Genomic DNA, 15,661 nt, shown 5'->3' on the forward strand with positions numbered 1-15,661 from the left:
GCACTGGCCAGTGCCATAGGTCGGGGTCATCCACAGCACAATCCGCGCCATAGTGGGAACCTGGCGTGTCTTCCGACGGGTCAACCTGAGGTCGTCACACGCGTTGTAACGAGCCTGGTGCATGGTCACCGGCCCTGCGGTTCTCCCGACCGCGCAAGAACCCCGCCATCGCCACCGCGCGTGGCGCGAAGATCGAGAAGCCCCCGCGCATGTCCCGGAAAAAAATCGTCCTTGTGGTGGCTGTCCTGCTGGCGATCGCCCTGGCCATGCATTTCGGGCGCGGTGGCGGCGACAGCAGCAAGGCCGCCAAGGCCCCGGCAGCGGTGCCGGTCGAGGTGGCCAGCGCCAGCCGGGGCGACGTCGAGCTGTCGCTGAAGCTGGTGGGCCGGGTCGAGGCGTGGTCGACGGTGAGCCTGCGCGCGCGGGTCTCCGGCCAGCTGCAGTCGCTGTCGTTCACGCCCGGCGCGCTGGTGCGCAAGGGCAGCGTGCTGGCGCAGATCGACCCGCGCCTGCTGCGGGCGCAACTGGACCAGGCGCGCGGCAGCGTGGCGCGCGACCAGGCGCTGCTGCAGAAGGCGCAGGCCGACCAGCGGCGTTATGCCGACATGCTGGCCAGGGGTTTCGTCTCGAAGGCGGACTACGATCTGTACCAGGCCAACCTGGCGGTGGCCCGCGCCACCTTGCAGAGCGACCGGGCCGCGCAGGAACTGGCGCAGACCCAGCTCGACTATGCGCGCATCGTTGCCCCGTTCGACGGCGTGGCCGGCGCGCCGCTGGTGTGGCCAGGCGCACAGATCAGTGCCGACAGCACCGACATCGTGGTGCTCAACCAGGTCGAGCCGGTGCGCGTGGCGTTCAACATTCCCGAGGACAGCCTACCCGCCGTGCGCGCCGCGCTGGCCAACGGCGCGGTCGCCGTGCAGGTGACCGTTTCCGGCGACAAGGGCACGCCGCTGGCCGGCGCGCTGGAATTCATCGACAACGCGGTCGACGCCACGACCGGCACGATCGTGCTGAAGGCGCGCTTCGACAACGCCGAGCATCGGCTCACTCCCGGCCAGTTCGTGCAGGTGAGCCTGCCCACCACGCGCCTGGCCAACGTGGTCAGCGTGCCGGTGCATGCGCTGCAAAGTTCCAGCAGCGGCAGTTTCGTGTTCGTGCTCGGTGCCGACGGCAAGGTGCAGCAGCGCTACGTCACCCCCGGCCCGACCAGCGCCGGGCGTACCGTCATCGACAAGGGCCTGAAAGGCGGCGAGCAGGTGGTCACCGAAGGCCAGATGCTGCTGGTCGACGGCAGTGCCGCCGTCGTCAAGGGGTGATCGGATGAATATCCCCGAGCTCTGCATCCGCCGCCCGGTGATGACCACGCTGCTGATGACGGCGCTGCTGGTGTTCGGCATCGTCGCCTATCCGCGGCTGCCGGTGAACGAGTTGCCGAACGTCGACTTCCCCACCATCAGCATCAGCGCCAGCCTGCCCGGCGCCTCGCCGGAGACGATGGCGTCGGCGGTGGCCACGCCGCTGGAAGGCCGGCTGTCGACCATCGCCGGGATCAGCTCGATGAGCTCGACCAGCGCGCTCGGCTCCACCTCGATCACGCTCACCTTCGGACTGGATCGCAACATCGACGCGGCGGCGCAGGACGTGCAGTCGGCGATTTCCTCGGCGCTGCGCCAGTTGCCGAGGGAAATGACCACGCCGCCCACGTTCCGCAAGGTCAACCCGGCCGACGCGCCGATCCTTTTCCTGGCGATGGGCTCGAGCACGCTGCCGCTGACCCAGGTCAGCGAGTATGCGGAAACCGAGCTGGCGCAGCAGCTGTCGATGATCGACGGCGTGGCCCAGGTGAACGTGTATGGCTCGCAGAAATACGCGGTGCGGATCAGCGTGGATCCCGACCGGCTGGCCGCCAGCGGCATCGGCATCGACCAGGTGCAGAACGCGATCGCCGACGCCAACGTCAACCAGTCCACCGGCTCGCTCTACGGCAAGCGCCAGCAACTGCCGATCCGCAGCGACGGCCAGCTGCTGCGCGCGGCCGCCTACAACGACGTGGTGGTCGCGTACCGCAACGGCGCGCCGGTGCATGTGGGCGACATCGGCCAGGCGCGCGACAGCGTGCAGGACGACCAGCGCGTCAGCTCGTACAACGGCAAGCAGGCGATTGTGCTGGCGATCCAGCGCCAGCCGGGCGCGAACACGGTGGCCACGGTGGACCGGATCAAGGCGGTGCTGCCCAGCTTCCGCGCCGGGCTGCCGCCCTCGATCACGCTGGACACGCTGTACGACCGCTCGCAGTCGATCCGCGACTCGGTCGACGACGTGCAGTTCACCCTGCTGCTGGCCGGCGCGCTGGTGGTGTTCGTGATCTACCTGTTCCTGGGCAACCTGTCCGCCACGCTGATCCCAGCGGTGGCGCTGCCGATCTCGGTGCTGGGCACGTTCGGCGTGATGTATGCGCTGGGCTACAGCCTGGACAATCTCTCGCTGCTCGCGCTGACCCTGGCGGTCGGCTTCGTGGTGGACGACGCGATCGTGATGCTGGAGAACATCGTGCGCCACATGGAAGCGGGCGTGCCGCCGTACGAGGCGGCGCTGAAGGGCGCCGGCGAAGTCGGTTTCACGATCTTCTCGATGACGCTGTCGCTGATCGCGGTGTTCATCCCGGTGATGTTCATGGGCGGCATCGTGGGCCGGCTGTTCCATGAATTCGCGGTGGTGATCAGCGTGGCGATCCTGATCTCCGGCATCGTCGCGATCACGCTGACGCCGATGCTGTGCAGCCGTTTCGTCAAGGCGCACGACCATGAGAAAAAGAACTGGCTGATCGCCGGCTTTGATCGCGGCTTCAGCGCCGTGCAGCGCGGCTATGCGGGCAGCCTGCGCTGGTGCATGGACCGCCCGCGCCTGGTGCTGGCCGGTTTCGGCGTGAGCCTGCTGGCCACCGCGCTGCTGTTCTACACCACGCCGAAGGATTTCATCCCAGCCGGCGACAACGGCCAGCTGCGCGTCAACACGGAAGGGCCGGAGGATGTGTCGTTCGAGGGCATGCTGGCGCGCCAGCAGCGGCTGGTCGACATCGTGGCGAAGGACCCGAACATCGCCGGCTACATGTCCACCGTGGGCGCGGGCGGCGCGCGCAGCACGATCAACAACGGTTCGATCCTGCTGCTGCTGAAGCCGGCGCACGAACGCAAGCTCGGCCCGGACGGCATCATCCAGGAGTTGCGGCCGAAACTGGCGACGGTGGCGGGCATCCGCAGCTATATCCAGAACGCGCCGGCGATCCAGATCGGCGGGCGGCAATCCAAGGCGCAATACCAGTACACGCTGCAGTCGGTGAACCTCGACCAGCTGTACGAATGGAGCGGCAAGGTGACCCGCACGTTCGCCGCGCTGCCGGGCTTCGAGGATGTCACCAACGACCTCGACCTCAACAGCCCGTCGATCACGGTCAAGGTCGACCGCGCCAAGCTGGCGCCGCTGGGGTTGACCATGGCGCAGGTGCAGACCGCGCTGGGCATCGGCTTCGGCCAGAACCAGGTTTCCACCATCTACGGTTCGGCTACGCAGTACTGGGTAATGCTGCAGGTCGAACGCAAGCTGCAGGACGATCCGGCGGTGCTGTCGCAGCTGTACGTCACTTCGAACAGTGGCAGCCTGGTGCCGCTCAGCGCGGTGGCCAGCTTCGCCCGCGAGCCGCAGGCACTGACGGTGAACCACCAGGGCCAGCTGCCGGCGGTGACGGTGTCGTTCAACTTGGCGCCGGGCGTGTCGCTCAGCGACGCGGTGACCCGCATCGACGGTGCAATGGACACGATGGGTCTGCCGGCGACGATCAGCGGCAGCGTGCAGGGCACCGCGCAGGCGTTTCAGGAATCCATGCAGGGCATGGGCATGTTGCTGCTGCTGGCGGTGTTCGTGATCTATCTGGTGCTGGGCATCCTGTACGAGAGCTTCATCCATCCGCTGACGATCCTGTCCGGCCTGCCGGCGGCGGCGGTCGGCGCGCTGCTGACCCTGGTGATCTTCAACGCTTCGCTGGATCTGTTCGCCTTCGTCGGCATCGTGATGCTGATCGGCATCGTCAAGAAGAACGCGATCATGCTGATCGACTTCGCGCTGGAACGGCAGCGCGAGGAAGGCATGTCGCCGGCACAGGCGATCTTCGACGCCTGCCGCGTGCGCTTCCGCCCGATCATGATGACCACGATGGCGGCGATGGCCGGCACGTTGCCGATCGCGCTGGGCATCGGCGCCGGCGCCGAGGTGCGCCGTTCGCTGGGCCTGGCGGTGGTCGGCGGGCTGGTGTTCTCGCAGGTGCTCACGCTGTACCTGACGCCGGTGATCTACATCTACATGGGCCAGCTGCAGCAGCGCTTCCAGCGCTCGGCCAGGACATCGCCGGCGCGCTAGCTTGCGGCGTTCAGCCGTCCGCGACTAGGCTGGCCGCTCCGTCATCGAGGGAGCGGGCATGCGCAGCCTGACATCGGTCATCACCGTATTCGCCGCCGTCGCCGGCATGGCCATCGGCGCCACCGCCTGCGCCGGCACTCCCGCGCAGATGGACGCCGCCGCCCTGCAGGCCTGGGCCGGCCAGCCGTGGGACAAGGCCGCGCTGATGAACACCACGGTGGAGCTGGGCCGCTACCGCAACGTGCCGGTGGTTGCCGAATTTCCCTGTTCGGACGTCTGCCCGCAGTACACCGTGCGCATCATCCATTACCGGCTGCCGCCGGACGCATCGTGCGCCAGCGTGGGCGGCGTCGAGAAGGAAGTGCTGGTGCCGATCGCGATCGCCGTGCGGCCGAAGACGTTCTGCATCCCCGAACCGCTGGTGGCGTCGGGGCAGTACTACGCGAAGTAGTGAACTGCTCCCTCCCCCGCGATGCAGGGAAGGGAGCAGTTCGTCGGCTCACTCGCCGGCGCCGTCTTGCGCGAATGCGCCCGGCGCGGAACCGAAGTCGCCGTTCGCCTGCGCGGCCATGTACGAGAACGCCGCGTATACCGCCACGTTCTGCGCCAGCTCGGCCGGATCGATCTTGTCCAGCGTGTCGTTCGGAGTGTGGTGCCAGTCGAAGTACTTGGTGCCGTCCTGGGTCAGCGACAGCGCGGCCATGCCCTTGGCGTGCATCTGCGACAGGTCCGAACCGCCACCGCCGGGACGCGTGGTGTCGTAGGCCACGCCGACCGGCTCCAGCACCCTGGCGATCTGGCCGATCGCATCGCGTGCCGCGGGCTTCACGCTGGCGCTCATGCGCCAGATCTTGCCGGCGCCGAAATCGGACTCGGTGCCGAGCTGGAACTTCGCCACCTCGGCGCCGTGCTTGTCGGCGTAGGCGCGGCCGCCCCACAGGCCCATCTCCTCGTTGGCGAACGCGATCACCCGGATCGTGCGGTCGGGCCGCTGCGGCAGGTCGCGGATCAGCTTGCCGGCGGCCATTGCGATCGCCACGCCGGCGCCGTCGTCGATCGCGCCGGTGCCCAGGTCCCACGAGTCGAGGTGGCCGCCGATTGCCACCACCTGGTCGGGGTGCTTGCGGCCGGTGATCTCGCCGATCACGTTGGCACCGGTGTATTCGCCGACCACGCCGCAGTCGAGATCGAGCTTCAGCGTGACCGGCTTGCCGTAGGCCAGCACGCGCTCGAGCTGGTCGGCGTCGGGGTTGGTCAGCGCGGCGGCGGGGATCGCCTTGGCCGGGTCGCGGAAGCCGGTGACGCCGGTATGCGCGGCGCGCTGCTGCGCGTCGGTGCCGGCTGAGCGCAGCAGGTAGCCAGCGGCGCCCTTGGCCTGGGCGATCACCGCGCCGGTCGTGCGCACGGCCGAGCCCATGCCGTAGCCGTGGCCGTCCTTCGCGCGTTCCATGCGGTAGCCGACGTAGACGATCTTGCCATTGATGCTCGCCGGGTCGGCCGCCTTCAGCGCATCCAGCGTGTCGAATTTCACCACCTCGGCGGTCAGCCCGCCCTCCGGCGTGCCGGCCGAATAGCCCAGCGCGGTCAGCACCAGCGGCTGCGGGAACGGCGCCACGATCGCGGCGTGCTCGCTGCGACGCACCCACAGCGGGTACGTCACCGGCTCGGTGTAGACCTTGTCGTAGCCGAGCTCCTTGAATTTCGCCACGGCCCAGTCGACCGCGCGCCGATCCGCCTCGCTGCCGGCCATGCGCGCGCCGACCTCGGTAGTCAGCGACGCGGTGACCTTGTACGCGGTGTCGTCGTGCAGCGCCTTGTCGCGCAACTGTTCGGCCGTCTTTACGGCCGTGGCGGGAATCGTGGTGTTGGCCGCGCTGGCGATGCCGCTGGCCAGCAGGCCGGCGGCGAGCAAGGTGAGGGGAAGACGGCGCATCGGGGGACTCCGCTGGGTAAACCCCGATTATGGCGTGGTTGCCCGTTGCCGCTTAGGCCAGAAGTCATGGGTGGCCGGATGCGTTCCCGCACGAACTCGCGAACTATGGCCTGTTCTTCAGCAGATCGCGGATCTCGGTCAGCAGGGCCACGTCGGCGGGCGGCGCGGCGGGCGCTTCTTCCTGCTTGCGGCTGAGCCTGTTGATCCCCTTGATCACCATGAAGATCGCGAACGCGATGATGATGAACTGGATCAGCGTGTTGATGAAGGCGCCGTACTGGATCGCCACCTCGGCCACCTTGTGCGCCGGGTCGCTGACGTCGGCCGGCTTGAGCACCCACTTTAGCTGGCTGAAGTCGATGCCGCCGGTGAGCCAGCCGATCGGCGGCATGATGATCTGGTCGACCAGCGAGCTGACGATCTTGCCGAAGGCGCCGCCAATGACCACACCGACCGCCAGGTCGATGACATTGCCGCGCATGGCAAAGGCCTTGAATTCGCTGAGCATGCTCATGCTGCTGGTACTCCCGTGGTTGGGCCGGGTGGTGCGCCGAATGTAGCGCGACAGGGTAGGCGCGAACAGATGAAGCCTTCGTGGAAAATCAGACGATCCGGCCGTGCAGTTCCGCCACGCCGACCAGTTCGGCGTGGAAGCGGTCGCCGCGCTGCAACGCAGCAACGCCGGCCGGTGTGCCGGTGAAGACCAGGTCGCCGGCCTTCAGCTCGAACAGCGTGGACAGCGCCGCGAGGATGTGCGGCACATCGTGCACCATCTCGCCTAGCGTGCTCTGCTGGCGCAGTTCGCCGTTCACGCTGAGCCGCAGCACGGTCTGCGCATCCACCGCCGCGCCGGCCGGGCGCAGCGCGGAGACCGGGGCGGAGTGGTCGAAGCCCTTGGCCACGTCCCACGGATGGCCCTTGGCCTTGGCCTGCGCTTGCAGATCGCGACGGGTCAGGTCCAGCCCGACGCCATAGCCCCACACCAGGGCCGCGGCCTGCTCAGGACTGAGGTCGTGACCGCCGGCGCCCAGCGCCACCACCATCTCCACCTCGTGGTGCAGATCGGCGGTCGCCTGCGGGTACGGCACGTCGGCACCGTCGGCGACCACCGCATCGGCCGGCTTGCAGAAGAACATTGGCGCGGACTTGTCCACCGTGGCGCCCATTTCGCGCGCATGCTCGGCGTAGTTGCGGCCGATACAGAACACCCGGCGGATCGGGAAACGCTGGTCGGAGCCGATGACCGGCAGGCTGGGAATGGCGGGCGCGTCGATGATGTAGTTCATGCGCGCTAGCGTAGCAAAGCCCGGGTTGCAGTAGGCTTCGGATCGACGCGGATGACAGCTGTCACCGACGATGGCTGATCCTGCACCCTGATCGCGCGGCTTTCGATCAGCCAATCTTGTACTCATCAGACAGCCGGCAGCGCCGGGCGGGGAGCACGAGTGGATAACGCGGAGTTGTTGAAAGAGCTGCGCATCGAACGCCACCAGCGCGAGGATCACGGGCGTAACCCGGGGCGCTGGCTGTGGATCGGCGGTGCGATCGTGGTGCTGCTGTTGCTGCTCGGCGGTGCCGCGCAGCTGTTCTTCGGCCATCGCGCAGTGACCGTGCAGACCGTCACGGCGGTGGCGCCCAGCGCCGGCAGCGAGGCGGGTGCGGTGCTGCAGGCGACCGGCTACATCACCGCGCGGCGACAGGCCACGGTGTCGGCGCAGATCACCGGCACGCTGACCGCGGTGCTGATCGAGGAAGGCGACCACGTCACTGCGGGCCAGGTGCTGGCGCGGCTGGACGACAGCGGCTACAAGGCCCAGCTCGAAGCGGCGAAGGCGCAGGCCGACTCGGCGCATGCGCAGGTGGCGCAAGTCCGGGCGCAGCTGACGCAGGGCAGCCACGACGCCGTGCGGCTGGAGTCCCTGGCCGCCCGCGGGCTGGTGTCGACGCAGGCCGCCGAGCAGGCGCGCACCCAGGTCGATAGCTTGCGCGCGCAGCTCAACGCGCAGCAGCAGCAGGCCAAGGCCGCCGACGCCCAGGCCGCGGTGGCGCAGGTGAACTTCGACTATTGCGTGGTGCGCGCGCCGTTCAGCGGCGTGGTCACCACCAAGGACGCCCAGGTCGGCGAGATCCTCTCGCCGCTGTCCGCCGGCGGCGGCTTCACCCGCACCGGCGTGGGCACCATCGTCGACATGGATTCGCTGGAGATCGATGTCGACGTCAACGAGGCCTACATCGGCCGGATCAAGCCGGACATGCCGGCCGACGCGGTGCTGGACGCGTACCCGGACTGGAAGATTCCCGCCCGCGTGGTCGCCATCGTGCCCACCGCCGACCGCGGCAAGGCCACCATCAAGGTGCGCGTGGCACTGGAAAAGAAGGACGCGCGCGTGGTGCCCGACATGGGCGCGCGGGTGTCGTTCCTGGAAGAAAAATCGAAGGCCAGCGCCAGCGTGCCGCAAGGCGTGCTGGTGCCGGCCAGCGCGATCGTGCAGCGCGACGGCCGCAGCGTGGTGTTCGTGCTCGATGGCAACCAGGTGCGCCAGCGCACAGTGAACCCTGCTGCGCAGTCGTATGGCGATTTGCGCCTGCTGCCCGCCGCGGTGAAGCCGGGCGACAGCGTGGTGGTGTCGCCGCCGGCCGAACTGCGTGACGGTTCGGACGTCCAGATCAAGAAACCGTAGCCCGTTTCGTATTCGAGCGGGCTCCCGCAAAAATTCATGTTCATCGGAGATCCACCATGGGCACACTGATCGATATCCAGAACCTGGCCAAGACCTACGAGCGCGGCAAGCAGAGGGTCGAGGTGCTGCATCACGTCAACCTGGCCATCGCCGAGGGTGACTTCCTCGCGCTGATGGGGCCGTCCGGATCGGGCAAGACCACCTTGCTCAACCTGATCGGCGGGCTGGACACGCCGAGCGCCGGCAGCATCAGCGTCGGCGGCCAGCGCATCGACCAGCTCGGTGGTGGCGCGCTGGCGAAGTGGCGCGCCTCGAACGTGGGCTTCATCTTCCAGTTCTACAACCTGATGCCGATGCTGTCGGCGCAGCGCAACGTGGAATTGCCGCTGCTGCTGACCAAACTGTCGGCGGCGCAGCGCAAGAAGAACGCCGCCATCGCGCTGCAGTTGGTCGGCCTGGCCGACCGCGGCAGCCACAAGCCGGGCGAGCTGTCCGGCGGCCAGCAACAGCGCGTGGCAATCGCCCGTGCGATCGTCTCCGACCCCGAGCTGCTGGTCTGCGACGAGCCCACCGGCGATCTCGACCGCCAGTCCGCCGAGGACGTGCTCGGCCTGCTGCAGCAGCTCAACCGCGAACACGGCAAGACCATCGTGATGGTCACGCACGATCCGAAGGCGGCCGAATACGCCAACCACACGCTGCACCTGGACAAGGGCACGCTGGTCGAGCAGGCGCTGGCCTGAGGAGGCAATGATGAAATACCTCCACCTGATCTGGGCCGCGCTGTTCCGGCGCAAGACCCGCACGATACTCACCCTGGTGTCGATCATCGCCGCGTTCCTGCTGTTCGGCATGCTCGACGCGGTGCGCACGGCGTTCGACTCCGGCAGCCAGAGCATCGCCGGCGTGGACCGGCTGGTTACCTCGTCGCGCTACTCGATCATCCAGCCCTTGCCGGAAGCGCTGAAGACGCGCATCGCCGCGATCCCCGGCGTGCGCGACGTCGGCCACGCGAACTGGTTCGGCGGCATCTACCAGGACCCGAAGAACTTCGTGTTCAGCTATGCGGTGAGCCCGAATTACCTCGACCTGTATCCGGAAATCCGCCTGTCGGCCGAGCAGCGCAAGGCCTTCGACGACAACCGCATCGGCGCGGTGATCGGCGACAAGCTGGCGCAGAAGTACGGCTGGAAGGTGGGCGACAAGATTCCGCTGCAGTCGACCATCTTCCCGCAGAAGAACGGCTCCAAGACCTGGACGTTCGACATCGAGGGCATCTTCACCGTCGAGAAGGGCGCAGCCAACGGGCTCGACCAGATGTTCATGCTGCACTGGAAATATTTCGACGAGGCCAACGCGTTCGGCAACGGCACGGTCGGCTGGTACATCGACCGGCTGACCGACCCGGCGCAGGGCGACCGCGTGGCGCATGCGATCGACGCGCTGTCGGCCAACTCCGACCACGAAACCAAGACCCAGACCGAGCAGGCCTTCAGCGCCTCGTTCGCCAAGCAGCTGGGTGACATCGGCCTGATCGTCGGCTCGATCATGGGCGCGGTGTTCTTCACCCTGATCCTGCTGACCGCCAACACCATGGCGCAGGCGGTGCGCGAACGCACGTCCGAACTGGCGGTGCTCAAGACGATTGGTTTCTCCAGCACCAGCGTGCTGGCGCTGGTGCTGGCCGAATCGGTGCTGCTGTTGCTGATCGGCGGCGTGATCGGGCTGGGCCTGGCCGCCGTGCTGGCGCCGGCCATCGGCAAGGGCAGCGGCGGCATGATCAACCTGCCGCCGGTGGGTGCCGGCAGTTGGGCGATGGGCCTTGGCCTGATGGTGCTGATCGGCCTGGTGGTGGGCGCGTTGCCGGCGTGGCGGGCGATGCGGTTGAACATTGTCGATGCACTGGCTGGCCGCTGAGGAGAATCGGACATGCGCAAATTCAAGTCATTCCTGCGCGGCCTCGGCCTCGTCGCCATCGTGATCGCGGGCCTGCTCATCTGGTCCAGATTGCCGTGGCCCGCCGTGCTGCTGCTGGTGCTGCTGCTGGCACTGTGGCTGGTGCTGACCCGGCGTGGCCGGCAGACGCTCTCGATCACCAGCGTGGGTATCAGCACGCTGCGCCAGCGCATCGGCGCCTCGCTGGTGGTGGTAATCGGCATCGCCGGCGTGGTCGGCGTGCTGGTGGCGATGCTGGCGATGGGCGAGGGCTTCCAGAGCACCTTGCAACAGACCGGTTCGGACGACACCGCGATCGTGCTGCGCGGCGGCTCCAATGCCGAGTTGAACTCGGTGCTCGACCGCGACAGCGTCAACGTGGTCGTCCAGGCGCCGGGCGTGGCGCGCAGTGCCGACGGCAAGCCGGTGGCGTCGGCCGAACAGTCGGTGGTCGCCAACCTGCCCAAGCGCAGCGACGCCAGCGTGGAGGCGAACGTGCCGATTCGCGGCGTCGGCGACGAGGCCTGGACCTTGCGGCCGAACGTGAAGATCGTGCAGGGCCGCCGCTTCAAACCCGGCCTGCGCGAACTGGTGGTGGGCCAGGGCGCGATGCGCCAGTTCGCCGGGCTGGACGTGGGCAGGCAACTGCGCCTGGCCGGGCAGGAATGGTCCATCGTGGGCGAGTTCACTTCCGGCGATTCGCACGACTCGGAGCTGTGGGGCGATGCGCAGACGGTGGCCTCGGCCTATCGCCGCGGCAGCAGCGTGCAATCCGTGACCGTGCGGCTGACCTCGCCGCAGGCGTTCGATGCGTTCAAGGCCGCGCTGTCCGGCGACCCGCGCTTGAAGGTCGACGTCAGCACCACCCGCGAGTACTTCAGCAAGCAATCCGAAAACCTGACCAAGGTGATCCGCGTCGTCGGCATCACCGTAGGCGTGATCATGGCGATCGGCGCGATCTTCGGCGCACTCAACACCATGTTCGCCGCGATCGCTGCGCGTGCCCGCGAGATCGCCACCTTGCGCGCGATCGGTTTCCGCGGCCTGCCGGTGGTGGTCTCGGTGCTGATGGAGACCATGCTGCTGGCGCTGCTCGGCGGCGTGCTCGGTGGACTGGTCAGCTGGCTGATCTTCAACGGCTACACCGCGTCCACCCTCGGCGCGAACTTCAGCCAGGTGGTGTTCCAGTTCAAGGTCTCGCCGGAACTGTTGTGGCTGGGCATCAAGTGGGCGATGGCGATCGGCTTCGTCGGCGGCCTGTTCCCCGCCGTGCGCGCTGCCAGGTTGCCGGTGACCACGGCCTTGCGCGAACTGTAAAGCGAACTGTAGGAGCGCACTCTGTGCGCGATGCTTTCGGTCATGTGACCAGGAGCCTCGCGCATAGGGTGCGCTCCTACGCGTGCATCAGGGCATCACCGGCGGCACGTAGGTCAGCGTCATGCCCAGCAGCCACAGCATGCCCAGCACCAGCGGCACGTGCACCACCAGCTGGATGAAGGTATAGCCGACCACGTCGCGCGCCTTCAGCCCGAGCACGCCGAGCAGGGGCAGCATCCAGAACGGGTTGATCAGGTTCGGCAGCGCCTCGGCCGCGTTGTACACCTGCACCGCCCAGCCCAGGTGCACGTGCAGGTCGTTCGCCGCCTGCATCACGTACGGCGCCTCGACCAGCCACTTGCCGCCGCCGGACGGCACGAAGAAACCGAGCACCGCCGAGTACGCGCCCATCACCGCGGGGAAGCTCTCCTGGCCGGCCACCTGCACGAACAGATGCGACAGCCGGTGCGCCAGGGTGGCGCCGTCGCTGCCCGGCACGTGGGTGAGCAGCGCGGCGATGCCACCGTACAGCGGGAACTGGATCAGCACGCCGGACGTGCTCGGCACCGCGCGGCTCACCGCGTCGAGGAAGCTGCGCGGGCGCCAGTGCAGCAGGATGCCCAGGGTGAGGAACAGGAAGTTGTAGGTGTTGAGGTTGGCGATCGCGGTGACCGCCGGCTTGCTGGCGAACTCATGGCCGAGCCAGCCCAGCCCCAGCAGGCCGATCGCCAGCGACAGCAGCGGGCTGTATTCCAGCCACTCGCCCGGGCGCGTGCGCGGCGGCAGCACGGGCGTCGAGGTTTCGCCCACGTCGAAATCTTTCGAGGTGCGCGCGTTCGCGTCCGACGGTGCGGTGGTCCAGCAGATCAGCAGCGACACCACGATCAGCACCGCAGTCAGCACGATCGACTGCCACAGGAAGATGGTCTGGCTGAAAGGCAGCACGCCGGTGATCGCCAGCAGCCCCGGCGGCATGCTGGCCGGGTTCGCCTGCAGCTGCGCCGCCGATGACGACAAGCCCATCGCCCAGATCGCGCCCAGGCCGAGATACGCCGCCGCGCCGGCCGCGCGGTAATCCATGCGCAGATCCTCGCGCCGCGCCAGCGCGCGTACCAGCAACCCGCCGAACACCAGCGAGAAACCCCAGCTCAGCAGCGAGGCCAGCATGCTGACCAGCGCGATGTACACGATCGCCCCGCGCCCCGTGCGCGGCGCCCGCGCCAGCACGTCGATGAAGCGCGCCACCACCGGTGCAGTGGCCAGCACGTAGCCGCCGATCACCACGAACGCCATCTGCATGGTGAACGGGATCAGGCTCCAGAAGCCGTCGCCGAACGCGTTGACCGTCGCCGTCGGCGTGGCGCCAAAACTGAAAGCGGCCAGCGCCACCACCACCACGCCCAGCGCCGCAAACACCCACGCATCCGGAAACCAGCGCTCCGCCCACGCCGCACTGCGCAACGCCGCACGCGCCATCCAGCCGTCCTGCCTTGCGTTGTTCATGCTGCCTCCGCCGGTGATCGCGACATCGTCGCGCAGCGGCGGCGGAGCGGGCAAGCCGACCATGGTCTAGGCAGGGCGTCGATCCCTCGCCCACTCTGCCGTTCGTCCTGAGCCTGTCGAAGGATGGACGGCAGGTCGGAGTGGGGCCTTTGACCTAGCGCTTGCGCTTCGCCAGCGTGATCACCGCCACGCCGAACAGGATGATCGCCATGCCGGCGAGTTCATAGGGCCCCACGTGCTCGCCGGCCAGCAGCACGCCGAACAGCACCGCCACCGGCGGGTTCACGTAGGCGTAGCTGGTGGCCAGTGCCGGTCGCGCACGCTTGAGCACATACAGATAGGCGCTGAACGCGATGATCGAGCCGAACACCGCCAGATAGGCGATCGCCAGAGTGGAACGCAGGCTGGGATGCGCCGGTAACTGCTCGCCGCTGAGCAGGGCGAAGGCGAGCAGCGCGAAACTGCCGCACACCATCTGTGCCGCGGTGTTCATCGGCCCGGGGGGCATTTCGCGGCGTCGGCTCCATGCCGAGCCGAAGGCCCATGCCGCGGCGGCAGCCAGCAGCGCCAGTGCGCCCAGCCGCGAGCCGGACAGGCTGCTGCCCAGGTTCAGCACGATCACGCCGGCAAAACCGACCACCAGGCCGACGCTTTCGCGCCGGTTCGGCCACTCGCCGTACATGCCGGTGAACAGCGCGGCGAACAGCGGCATGCTGGCTACCGCCACGGCGGCGATGCCCGAGCTCACCTGCTGTTCGGCAAAACACACCAGGCCGTTGCCGAGGCCAAGCAAGAACACGCTGGTGATCGCGGCGTTGCGCCACTGCAGTGGCGTCGGCGGGGCGATCCCGCGCAAGCGCAGGAAGCTGTACAGCACCCCGCCGGCACACAGAAAGCGGATTCCGGCCAGCAGAAATGGCGGGTAGCTTTCCAGCGCGAAACGGATGCCCAGGTAGGTCGAACCCCAGATCACGTACAGCGCGAACAGTGCCAGCGGTATCAGGAAACGGGGGTCAGTCAGACTGCGCGGCGTTTCGACCGCGACGGAGACAGGGGTGTCGGGCATGGGGGTGGATCGTGTGGGGACGGCGCATTATCCCCGCGTCCATGCCGGTTGTCCGCAGCGGGTTGCCGAAAAACGCGATCAGTGCGCGACGGGGCGCCCCTGGCGAACCACCACGAACTCGCCTTCCAGCACGGCCGGCTGCGCGTTGGACGCCACCGTCTTCGCCGGCGCGCGGCCCTGCTTCCACTGACGCACGGCCAGCAGCACGACGCCACCGACCAGCAGCACGCCGGCCACCACCAGCCCGAACACCAGCAGCACGCCAAGCACCGCCACGCCGAGCAGCAACGACAGGGCACGGGCCAGCGGATGGCGGGGACGACGCAGGGAAGGCAGGGCAAAGTACATGTGTTAAAAATCCGTGTGGTAAAATCAACGACTTACGCGACAACCATGGGGCCATCCGCCCCGCGAGGCAAGTGCCGATGGATACATTTCTTCCCGCCGAATTGTCGCAACAGCAGTCGCTGTGCCGGCTCGACGAGATCCCCGACGGCGGCGCCACCGCCGTCGACGCCAGTCTGGCCGACGGCGACGAAAGCCTGATCCTGCTGCGCCATGGCGACCACGTACACGGCTACCTCAACGTCTGCCCGCACGCCGGCCGCCGCCTCGACTATGCCCCCGGAAAATTCCTGCTGAAGAACGACACCCTGATCTGCGCCGTGCACGGCGCCACCTTCAACCGGGGCGACGGCCTGTGCATCGCCGGTCCGTGCCGCGGCGAACATCTGCGCGCGGTGGCGGTGCAGGTGGAAGATGGTGTGGTGAAGCTGATGTAACTTCCGTCTTGCGCCTTTCCCTGCGCGC

Annotated in this window: 14 protein-coding genes; 8 read left to right on the top strand and 6 right to left on the bottom strand. The window is 68.0% G+C overall.

What is annotated here, in order from left to right; all coding sequences use genetic code 11:
* Window positions 1–209: 209 nt before the first annotated feature.
* Genes ABD024_RS03210 through ABD024_RS03220 form a run of 3 tightly spaced genes read left to right on the top strand, consistent with a single transcriptional unit; the run spans window position 210 to window position 4,867 of the window.
* Window positions 210–1,319, top strand: coding sequence for an efflux RND transporter periplasmic adaptor subunit (locus ABD024_RS03210; RefSeq protein ID WP_343849588.1), 1,110 nt, complete (start codon window positions 210–212; stop codon window positions 1,317–1,319).
* A gap of 4 nt (window positions 1,320–1,323) precedes the next feature.
* On the top strand, window positions 1,324–4,416 hold the full coding sequence (locus tag ABD024_RS03215; protein WP_343849593.1) for an efflux RND transporter permease subunit: 3,093 nt from the start codon (window positions 1,324–1,326) through the stop codon (window positions 4,414–4,416).
* 58 nt (window positions 4,417–4,474) lie between these two features.
* A complete protein-coding gene (locus ABD024_RS03220; RefSeq protein WP_343849596.1) occupies window positions 4,475–4,867 on the top strand; it encodes a hypothetical protein in 393 nt (130 codons plus the stop codon).
* A gap of 48 nt (window positions 4,868–4,915) precedes the next feature.
* Here ABD024_RS03220 and ABD024_RS03225 read toward each other — a convergent pair whose 3' ends face one another.
* From ABD024_RS03225 to ABD024_RS03235, 3 genes are all read right to left on the bottom strand, one after another.
* Window positions 4,916–6,349, bottom strand: coding sequence for a M20/M25/M40 family metallo-hydrolase (locus ABD024_RS03225; protein WP_343849600.1), 1,434 nt, complete (start codon window positions 6,347–6,349; stop codon window positions 4,916–4,918).
* A 103-nt stretch (window positions 6,350–6,452) separates the two neighbouring features.
* Window positions 6,453–6,863, bottom strand: coding sequence for a large-conductance mechanosensitive channel protein MscL (gene mscL, locus ABD024_RS03230; protein WP_343849604.1), 411 nt, complete (start codon window positions 6,861–6,863; stop codon window positions 6,453–6,455).
* Window positions 6,864–6,951: 88 nt separating this feature from the next.
* Entirely contained in the window at window positions 6,952–7,635 is a 684-nt protein-coding gene (locus tag ABD024_RS03235) for a fumarylacetoacetate hydrolase family protein (RefSeq protein WP_343849610.1), read from the bottom strand.
* 159 nt (window positions 7,636–7,794) lie between these two features.
* Here ABD024_RS03235 and ABD024_RS03240 point away from each other — a divergent pair, with 159 nt between their 5' ends.
* Genes ABD024_RS03240 through ABD024_RS03255 form a run of 4 tightly spaced genes read left to right on the top strand, consistent with a single transcriptional unit; the run spans window position 7,795 to window position 12,282 of the window.
* On the top strand, window positions 7,795–9,030 hold the full coding sequence (locus ABD024_RS03240; RefSeq protein WP_343849614.1) for an efflux RND transporter periplasmic adaptor subunit: 1,236 nt from the start codon (window positions 7,795–7,797) through the stop codon (window positions 9,028–9,030).
* A 56-nt stretch (window positions 9,031–9,086) separates the two neighbouring features.
* A complete protein-coding gene (locus ABD024_RS03245) occupies window positions 9,087–9,773 on the top strand; it encodes an ABC transporter ATP-binding protein (protein WP_343849619.1) in 687 nt (228 codons plus the stop codon).
* Between the two features lie 10 nt (window positions 9,774–9,783).
* Window positions 9,784–10,947, top strand: coding sequence for an ABC transporter permease (locus ABD024_RS03250; protein WP_343849625.1), 1,164 nt, complete (start codon window positions 9,784–9,786; stop codon window positions 10,945–10,947).
* A gap of 12 nt (window positions 10,948–10,959) precedes the next feature.
* Window positions 10,960–12,282 carry an ABC transporter permease gene (locus ABD024_RS03255; RefSeq protein ID WP_343849629.1) on the top strand — a complete coding sequence of 441 codons (1,323 nt, stop codon included), beginning with the start codon at window positions 10,960–10,962 and terminating at the stop codon, window positions 12,280–12,282.
* An 87-nt stretch (window positions 12,283–12,369) separates the two neighbouring features.
* Here ABD024_RS03255 and ABD024_RS03260 read toward each other — a convergent pair whose 3' ends face one another.
* From ABD024_RS03260 to ABD024_RS03270, 3 genes are all read right to left on the bottom strand, one after another.
* On the bottom strand, window positions 12,370–13,758 hold the full coding sequence (locus ABD024_RS03260; protein WP_343854462.1) for a short-chain fatty acid transporter: 1,389 nt from the start codon (window positions 13,756–13,758) through the stop codon (window positions 12,370–12,372).
* Between the two features lie 181 nt (window positions 13,759–13,939).
* Entirely contained in the window at window positions 13,940–14,851 is a 912-nt protein-coding gene (gene yedA, locus ABD024_RS03265; protein ID WP_343849634.1) for a drug/metabolite exporter YedA, read from the bottom strand.
* A 78-nt stretch (window positions 14,852–14,929) separates the two neighbouring features.
* Window positions 14,930–15,199: a hypothetical protein gene (locus tag ABD024_RS03270; protein ID WP_343849636.1), complete on the bottom strand. Its 270-nt coding sequence runs from the start codon at window positions 15,197–15,199 to the stop codon at window positions 14,930–14,932.
* Window positions 15,200–15,276: 77 nt separating this feature from the next.
* Here ABD024_RS03270 and ABD024_RS03275 point away from each other — a divergent pair, with 77 nt between their 5' ends.
* Window positions 15,277–15,633 (top strand): Rieske (2Fe-2S) protein, encoded by a 357-nt coding sequence (locus ABD024_RS03275; protein ID WP_343849638.1) that lies wholly within the window; start codon window positions 15,277–15,279, stop codon window positions 15,631–15,633.
* Window positions 15,634–15,661: the final 28 nt, after the last annotated feature.

This window comes from Rhodanobacter soli, assembly GCF_039523495.1.
Lineage (GTDB): Bacteria > Pseudomonadota > Gammaproteobacteria > Xanthomonadales > Rhodanobacteraceae > Rhodanobacter > Rhodanobacter soli.